Source organism: Pseudomonas entomophila, from assembly GCF_013523165.1.
In the GTDB taxonomy this organism is placed as follows: Bacteria; Pseudomonadota; Gammaproteobacteria; order Pseudomonadales; family Pseudomonadaceae; genus Aquipseudomonas; species Aquipseudomonas entomophila_A.
In genome coordinates this window covers 1-8,304 of the sequence record NZ_JAAMQI010000043.1, presented here as the reverse complement: position 1 = coordinate 8,304, position 8,304 = coordinate 1, and the positions used below count along the sequence as shown (strand labels likewise).

7 protein-coding genes and 1 tRNA gene are annotated in these 8,304 nt (G+C 67.2%); 5 read left to right on the top strand and 3 right to left on the bottom strand.

Annotated elements, in window-relative coordinates; all coding sequences use genetic code 11:
* Positions 1–439 precede the first annotated feature (439 nt).
* Together efp and earP are read right to left on the bottom strand one after the other, a co-directional pair.
* Positions 440–1,009 carry an elongation factor P gene (gene efp / locus G7Z99_RS19425; RefSeq protein ID WP_181096742.1) on the bottom strand — a complete coding sequence of 190 codons (570 nt, stop codon included), beginning with the start codon at positions 1,007–1,009 and terminating at the stop codon, positions 440–442.
* A gap of 48 nt (positions 1,010–1,057) precedes the next feature.
* On the bottom strand, positions 1,058–2,191 hold the full coding sequence (earP, locus tag G7Z99_RS19420; RefSeq protein WP_181096740.1) for an elongation factor P maturation arginine rhamnosyltransferase EarP: 1,134 nt from the start codon (positions 2,189–2,191) through the stop codon (positions 1,058–1,060).
* 232 nt (positions 2,192–2,423) lie between these two features.
* On the opposite strand from earP, the gene G7Z99_RS19415 reads away from it, so the two are divergent.
* The 4 genes from G7Z99_RS19415 to G7Z99_RS19400 all read left to right on the top strand — a co-directional run bounded on the left by G7Z99_RS19415 (position 2,424) and on the right by G7Z99_RS19400 (position 6,873).
* Positions 2,424–2,816, top strand: coding sequence for a hypothetical protein (locus G7Z99_RS19415; protein ID WP_181096738.1), 393 nt, complete (start codon positions 2,424–2,426; stop codon positions 2,814–2,816).
* 1 nt (position 2,817) lies between these two features.
* A complete protein-coding gene (locus G7Z99_RS19410; RefSeq protein ID WP_181096736.1) occupies positions 2,818–3,300 on the top strand; it encodes a GreA/GreB family elongation factor in 483 nt (160 codons plus the stop codon).
* Positions 3,301–3,372: 72 nt separating this feature from the next.
* Positions 3,373–4,572, top strand: coding sequence for an MFS transporter (locus tag G7Z99_RS19405; protein WP_181096734.1), 1,200 nt, complete (start codon positions 3,373–3,375; stop codon positions 4,570–4,572).
* Positions 4,573–4,716: 144 nt separating this feature from the next.
* Positions 4,717–6,873, top strand: a complete 2,157-nt coding sequence (locus tag G7Z99_RS19400; protein WP_181096732.1) for a TonB-dependent siderophore receptor — start codon at positions 4,717–4,719, stop codon at positions 6,871–6,873.
* A gap of 111 nt (positions 6,874–6,984) precedes the next feature.
* Here G7Z99_RS19400 and G7Z99_RS19395 read toward each other — a convergent pair.
* Positions 6,985–7,074 (bottom strand) — tRNA-Ser (locus G7Z99_RS19395).
* Positions 7,075–7,361: 287 nt separating this feature from the next.
* On the opposite strand from G7Z99_RS19395, the gene G7Z99_RS19390 reads away from it, so the two are divergent.
* The gene (locus tag G7Z99_RS19390; RefSeq protein WP_181096730.1) at positions 7,362–8,045 is read left to right on the top strand and encodes a crotonase/enoyl-CoA hydratase family protein; all 684 of its coding nucleotides are present in this window, start codon (positions 7,362–7,364) and stop codon (positions 8,043–8,045) included.
* The last annotated feature ends 259 nt before the right edge of the window (positions 8,046–8,304 follow it).

Below are 8,304 nucleotides of genomic sequence, written 5' to 3'. Positions count from 1 at the left end.
ATTCCTTATCGGCGCTTGGGTGAAGGGAGGAGGGGCGAAATCTCCCACGGTCTGTACTGCGCGAACAGTCAGAAGCGGATCTAGTCCCTCCTCCTCCCTTCAAGTCCTACCATACAAGCGGCCCCTGCCGGGGCGCCGGACCGACCGCGATTGGGCCCGCAGGGCCCATAAAGCTCTTTAATTAATTACTTTAAAATCAAAAAGTTATCTTATGCTCTATGGGAGCGGGGTTGCCCGCGATAGCGTCCGGCCCATCGCCGCCTGCATCGCGGGCAAGCCCGCTCCCACAGGGGGGTGAACCGCTCTGCCAGATCAGCGACAGGGCCCACATCGTGTTGGGCAAAGACGTTGAAAGGCCCACCGTGAAGCCCGTCGCTCATGTCGCACCGCAAACGAAAAAACCCGGCCAAGGCCGGGTTTTTCGCACTGCGGGGACCGCTTACTTCTTGCTGCGGCCCTTGAAGGTGCCGTCGCGGGTATCGATGTCGATCATTTCGTCGATCTCGATGAAGTCGGCAACCTGAATTTCGGTGCCGTTGGCCAGCTTGGCAGGCTTCATGACCTTGCCGGAGGTATCGCCACGGGCAGAGCCTTCGGTGTAGTCGACGCGACGGCTGATGGTGGTCGGCAGTTCGACCGACACCAGACGGTCTTCGAAGAACACGGCTTCGCAGATGTCGGTCATGCCTTCTTCGATGTACGGCAGAACGGCTTCGATGTCCTCGGCGTTCAACTCGTACATGGTGTAGTCGGTGGTGTCCATGAACGTGTACGAGTCACCGCTGATGAAGGACAGGGTCGCTTCCTTGCGGTCCAGGATCACGTCGTCCAGCTTGTCGTCGGCGAAGTAGACGGTTTCAGTCTTGTAGCCGGTCAGCAGGTTCTTCAGCTTGGTCTTCATGATCGCGCTGTTGCGACCGGACTTGGTGAACTCGGCTTTCTGTACCAGCCATGGGTCGTTGTCGATCCGCAGGACGGTGCCGGGTTTCAGTTCTTTACCAGTTTTCATTACGAGTATCCGAATCTGGATGGATTTATAAAAAATCGAGGCCGCGTATCATAGCCAATTTCGGTAAAACTGTACCAGCGCCATGGCGAGGTCCGGCCGAGCGGCCTGCGTGGCGCTCCAGTGCCGGGCGTGAGCTTGCCAGGCCTCCCAATGCGGCAGCACCTGGCGCCAGGCCTGCCCCATGTCCTGATCCAGGTTCCAGGCGCGCCACAGGTTCGCCACGGCCTCGGCGACCGGCGCGGGGACGCCCTGCAGGTACTGCGCGAGAAACGCCTCGAGCTTGTCCAGGTGGGCCTGTTCCTCTTGCACGTAGATATGCCAGAGCAAAGGCTGGGCCGCCCACTGGGCGCGGACGAACGAGTCCTCGCCACGCACGGCGTTGAAGTCGCAGCTCCACAGCAGCCGATCGTAGTCGGCCTGGCTCAGGAACGGCAGCACCTGCAGGGTCAGGCTGCCCAGCACCAGGCGCTGCCCAGGCGCAGGCGCCGACGCGCCCAGCCAGGCCTGCACGTCGCCCAGCACGCGCCCTTCCGGCACCAGCAGGTGGTAGGGCTGCGCCGCGTCGGCCAGGGCCGTCAGCCAGCTGCCCACCTGGGGGTTCTCATAGGCGAACAGCGACAGCAACCGCGCACCCGGCGCCGGTCGGATGCCGAGCCTGGCCAGGAACGCCTCCCGGGCAGACGCGTCGTCCTGCGCGGCCTGGCGCTGGGCGAACAGGGTGCGCTCGCGCAGCAGCCCGCCCGTGCCGGCCGTGAAGCCCGGGAAGAAGAACAGCATGCGCAGGCCGTTGCCCTGGGGCGACCACAGCCCATGGCACCCTTCGACCCAGGGTTCGGCACTGAGGTACTCGAGGTTGATCAGCAGCGACGGTACCGCGCGCGTGCTCAAGGCCTCCAGGTACGCCGCTGGCAAACGGCAGCCAAAGGCGGCGATGACCACATCGGCCGTGTCGATCGCCGGCCAGGGGTCGCTCCACCGACACACGGTCACGCCGTCGAGGCGCTGGACGTTGGCGGTGACGTCGGCCTGTGGGCACAGGCGCACGAAGGCGCTAGGGTCGTCGACCCACAGGCGTACCGTCAGCGCATGTTCGTCGGCCAGTTGCCGGGCCAGGCGCCAGGTCACGCCGATGTCGCCGAAGTTGTCCACGACCTTGCAGAAGATGTCCCAGGTGGCGCTCACGCCCGCTCCTCGTGTAGGGGCCCATGAAGCGGGCGATTGTGCGAGCAAACGCGGACGGAGGAAAGCCTCGTGGCCCTGGCAGCGGTGCAGAGGCGTCGAGGTGGCATGCCAGCCCACTCCCGTGCCACACCCTCAAGGTCGCCCACGCGCCCCGTCGAGCGCTCGCGGGCCTGACGCTCGCCGGCCACCATGCGACAATGGCCCACGTTCCTCTCATTCCGCAGGCGCCACCATGTCAGACTCCCATCGCCGCAGTCTCACGCCGCTTCAACTGATCCTGTGCATCGCCCTGGGCCTCTGGCTGGGCACGGTCGCCATCGCGGCCAGCCTGTGGCTGGTCTGGCAGGTGTGGCCGAGCCAGGTCGAGCGCGTATTGCCGACGGCCCCAGCCAGCGCCGAGGTCCCCGCTCGCCCCGCGCCACCGCCGGGCACGAGCGAGGCGCAGCAACAGATGTTCGAGCGCTACCAGCAGACCTTGCAGCGCGAGCAGGCGCGTCAGGCCGTGGACGCCGCCCAGGCCGACCCGCGCAACCTCGACAACCCACGCTGCCAGTTCTGGCTGGAGCAGCACCGCAACGCGCCGACGGACAAGAGCCAGGCCCAAGTCCAGGCGTTGTGCCGCTGACATGGACAAGCACGCCCTGCGCCAGGCGATCGTCGCCACCCTGGAAGAAAACGTCCGTACCCTCGAGCGGGCAGCGCAAGCTGCCTATGAGGCCGCCACCGCCGAAGAGAACATCGCCGAGAACAAGTACGACACCCTCAGCCTGGAAGCCTCCTACCTGGCCACCGGCCAGGCCCGACGTACCGCCGAGATCCGCCAGGCGCTGCTCGCGTTCCGGCAGCTGGCCCTGCGCGACTACGACCCGGCCCGAGGCATCCAGGTCAGCCACCTGGTCGAGCTGGAGGAGGCCGACGGCGCGACGCGCCAGGTGTTTCTCGGCCCCGAAGGCGCCGGCCTGAACATCGCCCTGGCAGGCCGTCAGGTCACGGTCATCACGCCTCGCTCGCCACTGGGCCAGCAGCTGCTCGGCAAGCGGGTGGACGACGAGGTCCGCCTGTCGATCGGCGCCTCCGAGCAGTGCCTGTTGATCGTCGAGGTGACGTGAGCCGCCGCACCGCTGTCCGATCACTACCCTGTCACCTGAGGTGACGCCCAGCCTTCGCCCCGAGAGGTCCCGATGGATACCCCGCCCCTGAGCCGTGCCCTGATCCTGCTGATGGCCACGGCCACCGGCCTGGCCGTGGCCAGCAACTACTACGCCCAACCCTTGCTGCACAGCATCGCCGCGTACTTCGGCCTGAGCACCGTCAGCGCCGGCAGCATCGTCATCGCCGCGCAACTGAGCTACGGCGCCGGCCTGGTGTTGCTGGCACCGCTGGGTGACCTGTTCGAGCAGCGGCGGCTGATCGTGGTGATGATGGGCGTGGCGGTACTGGGCTTGCTGATCAGCGCCAGCGCCACCAGCCTGCCGTGGCTGATCGTCGGCACGGCGCTGACCGGGCTGTTCTCGGTGGTGGCCCAGGTGCTGGTGCCGATGGCCGCGGCCCTGAGTTCGCCGGCCGAGCGCGGACGCGCCGTGGGCACCCTGATGAGCGGGCTGCTGCTCGGCATCCTGCTGGCACGCACCGCCGCCGGCTTCACCGCCGAGCTGGGCGGCTGGCGCGCCATCTACTGCCTGGCGGCGGTGCTGATGGCGGTGTGCGCGATCGCCTTGCAACGCAGCCTGCCCGTGCACCGCAGCCACGCCGGCCTGAGCTACCCCGCCCTGCTCGGCTCGCTGTTCACGCTGTTCCGCGAAGAGCCCGTGCTGCGCCTGCGCGGCCTGCTGGGGCTGCTGTCGTTCAGCCTGTTCGCGCTGTTCTGGACACCGCTGGCCTTCCTGCTGGCCCGCGAGCCCTACCACTACTCCGACGCCACCATCGGCCTGTTCGGGCTGGCTGGCGCGGCCGGTGCGCTGGCGGCGAACTGGGCCGGTCGTCTGGCCGACCGTGGCCGCGGGGCCTTGGGCACCACCGTGGGCCTGCTGGCACTGCTGGCCGCCTGGCTGCCCCTGGGCCTGGCCGAGACGTCGTTGCCTGCCCTGTTGGCAGGCGTCCTGCTGCTGGACCTGGCCGTGCAGCTGGTGCACGTCAGCAACCAGAATGCGGTGATCGCCCTGCGTCCGAACGCGCGCACGCGGCTGAACGCCGTCTACATCACCTGCTATTTCATCGGCGGCGCCCTGGGCTCGCTGCTGGGCACGCAGCTGTTCGAGCGGGCCGGCTGGATGGGCATCGTCTGGGCCGGCGTGGCCATCAGCACGCTGGCCTTGCTGGTGTGGGCCTGGGCGGAGCATGCACGGCGACGTGACGCGCGGGCCGTGGTCACGCCTCGCTAGGGCCTGGCTGCCCCCAGGGCAGTCAGCCCGCACGAAACAAACGGCGCCGTCGACCGGCGCCCCTGCTACCATGCGCGCGATTTTTCGCCCAGCACGCCGGCACCCCGCGACGATCGCCCGCGCCCGGCCCTCGAGGAGCCCTGCATGCCCCTGCCCCGCCCCCCACTGCCGCTGGGCCTGCTCAGCCTGAGCCTGGCCCTGTACGGCGCACCCGTGCTGGCCGAGACCGGCATCGAACTCGACGCCTTGCGTGTCTCCGACACCTACGACGCCGACAGCGAGCAGCCCCCTCAAGCCAGCGTCGGGCAGTTCCAGACCACCCCGGTGCTCGACACCCCGGCCGCGATCCGCGTGTTCGACCGTGCGCAGCTGGAAGACCGCCAGGTGCGGCAATTGAGCGAGGTGCTGCACGGCGAGGCCTCGGTCGGCGAAAGCTATGCCCCGATCGGCTATTACGAGAACTTCAACGTCCGCGGCTTCACCCTCGATGCCGCCAGCAGCTACCAGATCAACGGCCAGACCGTCGTCGGCGAGCAGAACGTGGCGCTCGAGAACAAGGAGCGGGTCGAGCTGCTCAAGGGGTTGTCGGGGCTGCAGAGCGGTGTGTCCGAGCCGGGCGGGCTGGTCGACTACGTGACCAAGCGCCCCGAAGACGTGCGCCGCGTGACCCTGTCGACCAACGATCAGGGCGAACGCTACCTGGCGACCGACCTGGGCGGCTGGTTCGGCGGCGAGCGGCAGTTCGGCCTGCGCGCCAACCTGGCCCACGAGGACATCCGCAGCTACGTCGACCATGCCGATGGCAGACGCGACTTCGCTTCGCTGGCGTTCGACTGGCAGATCACCCCGGACGCTACCCTGCAGCTCGACGCCGACTATCAGCACCGCGAGCAGCGCTCGGTGCCCGGCTACCAGTTGCTCGGCGGCGATCGCCTGCCCCACGCCGTGGACCCGAGCGACCGGCTGGCCTATCAGCCCTGGGCCAAGCCGGTGCAGAGCGATGCGCTGAACCTCGGTGGACGCTTCGCGTATCGCTTCGACGATGACTGGACCGGCACCTTGAGCGCCTCGCACAGCCGCGTGGTGATCGACGACTACAGTGCGTTCGCCTGGGGTTGCTATGGCGCCTCGAGCTGCGCGGACCTGGCCGTGCCGAACCACTTCAGCTACGAGGGCGAGTACGACATCTACGACTACCGCAGCCCCGACGACACGCGCCGCACCGACGAGCTGCAGGCCACGCTTGGCGGGCGCTTCACGGCCTTCGGCCTGGAGCACGCCGTGACCCTGGGCAGCAGCGTCCGCCGTCGCACCCTCGACCAGCGCCCCTATTACAACGAATGGGTCGGCAGCGGCCAGATCGGCACCGATGCGCCCTGGGTCGAGCCGTCGACGCGTGCGGTCGGCGCCAGCGTGCGGCGTCTGGACAGCCGTCAGTACGGTGTGTTCTTCAGCGACCGCATCACGCTCAGTGAACGCTGGCAGGTGGTGGTCGGCGCGCGCCAGGTGCGCCTGGACGAGCGCGCCTGGGCCGAGGACGCGACCCTCGACCGGCACACCCAGGGCTACGAACTGCTGCCCAACGCCGCCCTGCTCTACAAGCCCCAGACCGACACCACGCTGTACCTGAGCTATGCCAAGGGCCTGTCGGACGGCGGCACGGCGCCCTGGTTCGCCCGCAATGCCGCACAGATCCTGGCACCGACCGTCTCGCGGCAGCTCGAGCTGGGCGTCAAGCACGACTGGCGCGGCATGAGCCTGAGCGCGGCGCTGTTCCAGATCCGCCAGGCCTACCAGTACGCACGGCCGGAAGACGGCGGGTTCACCTACGTGCAGCAGGGGCAACAGAAAAACCTCGGGCTGGAGCTGGGGGCCAGCGGCGCGCTGACCGACAACCTGCGCCTCCAGGCCAGTGCCGCCGCATTGCGCGCACGGATCGAAGGCAGCGGTACCTCGGCCTACGAGGGCCACCAGGCGCTGAACGTGCCGAATCTGCGCCTGGCGGTGCAGGCCGAGTACAGCCTGCCGGTGCCGGGCCTGGCGCTGCTGGGGGGTGCGCGCTACAGCGCCAGCAAGTACGCCGACCGCACCGGCGAGGTCGCCGTGGGTGGCTACACCGTGGTGGATGTGGGCGGACGCTATCGCACCCGCGTCGGCGGCTACGACACGACACTGCGGCTGACCGTGGACAACCTGCTCGACAAGCGCTACTGGCGTGACGTGGGCGATTACCTGGGGGATGCCTACCTGTTCCAGGGCGCGCCACGCACGGCGCGGTTGTCGGCGTCGGTGGACTTCTAGGCCCAGCGCCCCGCCCTGTCGCCCATCGCGCAGGGCCGTGCGGCGGGGCCTGGCAGGGCACCAGAAACGAAAAACCCCCGAAGGCGTTCACCTTCGGGGGCTTTCTGAATGTGGCGGTGAAGAAGGGATTTGAACCCTTGATACGGTTTCCCGTATACACACTTTCCAGGCGTGCTCCTTCGACCACTCGGACACTTCACCGTTTCTCTTCAAGCTGTTCAGCCTGTCGAGGCGCGCTAATTTAGTCGAAGCCTCGAATGATGGCAAGCTTTTTTTCAGAATTTTCATGCGCTTAAGCCTGGTGGCCGCAGACCTGCGGCGGCCGGCCCGTCCGAGCCGGCGAATGCGGGGTTCGACAGCGCCTGCACATGACGCATTTCCCTGCGCGCCTGCCGACGTTTCGGCTGACTGGCCAGTCAGCATTGCTGCTTTACCTGACGCACGGCGCTGGGTAACGTCGGCGGCACCTCCATCGAAAGGACGCTGTCATGACCGAGCTGATCACCTACCACTGCGAAGACGGTATTGCCCTGCTGACGCTGAACAACGGCAAGGTCAACGCCATTTCGCCTGCGGTCGTCGAGGCCTTTAACGCCGCGCTGGACCGTGCCGAGCAGGACCGTGCGGTGGTGGTGATCACCGGCCAGCCGGGCATTCTCTCCGGCGGCTACGACCTCAAGGTGATGACCAGCGGCCCCCAGGCGGCGATCGATCTGGTCAGTGCCGGGTCTACGCTGTCGCGTCGCCTGCTCGCCCACCCCTTCCCGGTGATCGCCGCCTGCCCCGGCAACGCCGTGGCCAAGGGTGCTTTCCTGTTGCTGTCGAGCGACTACCGAATCGGCGTCGAAGGGCCCTACAAGATCTGCCTGAACGAAGTGCAGATCGGCATGACCATGCACCATGCTGGCATCACCCTGGCGCGTGATCGTCTGCAACCGGCGGCGTTCCAGCGCGCGGTGATCAATGCTGAGGTGTTCGATCCGCAGGGAGCCTGTGAGGCAGGCTTCCTCGACAAGGTGGTGTCGCCGGAGCAACTTCATGAGACCGCCCTGGCCGCGGCCCAGGCGCTGAAGAAGCTGAACATGCGTGCGCACCGCGAGACCAAGCTCAAGGTGCGTAAGGTGCTGCTGGCGACGCTGGACGAGGCGATCGAACTGGACAAGGTGTACTGAGACTGCTGCCAGTTCATCAGGCAGAAGGCGCGCTGGCTCATGATCGCTGCTGGGTGAGACTGGCCGTGATGGGTTTGGAAGCGCAGCTGTCTTTTTCTGCTACAACGCAATGGCTGTTTTGTGGGCCTTTCAGGCCCAATCGCGGCACAGGGGCCGCTCCTTGTATCTCGACTTTTGCCTCCTTGCAGGCCAAAGTTCTCGACTGATCATCGAGGGAAGGCCATGAAGCAGAGCCGCTCCTAGGGCATCGAGCCCGCAT

Excerpts from the sequence above, each read along its gene's own strand:
- G7Z99_RS19415 (WP_181096738.1), top strand. The coding sequence starts at position 2,424 with ATGTCAGACTCCCATCGCCGCAGTCTCACGCCGCTTCAACTGATCCTG.
- G7Z99_RS19405 (WP_181096734.1), top strand. The coding sequence starts at position 3,373 with ATGGATACCCCGCCCCTGAGCCGTGCCCTGATCCTGCTGATGGCCACG.
- G7Z99_RS19410 (WP_181096736.1), top strand. The coding sequence starts at position 2,818 with ATGGACAAGCACGCCCTGCGCCAGGCGATCGTCGCCACCCTGGAAGAA.
- efp (WP_181096742.1), bottom strand. The coding sequence starts at position 1,009 with ATGAAAACTGGTAAAGAACTGAAACCCGGCACCGTCCTGCGGATCGAC.
- G7Z99_RS19400 (WP_181096732.1), top strand. The coding sequence starts at position 4,717 with ATGCCCCTGCCCCGCCCCCCACTGCCGCTGGGCCTGCTCAGCCTGAGC.
- G7Z99_RS19390 (WP_181096730.1), top strand. The coding sequence starts at position 7,362 with ATGACCGAGCTGATCACCTACCACTGCGAAGACGGTATTGCCCTGCTG.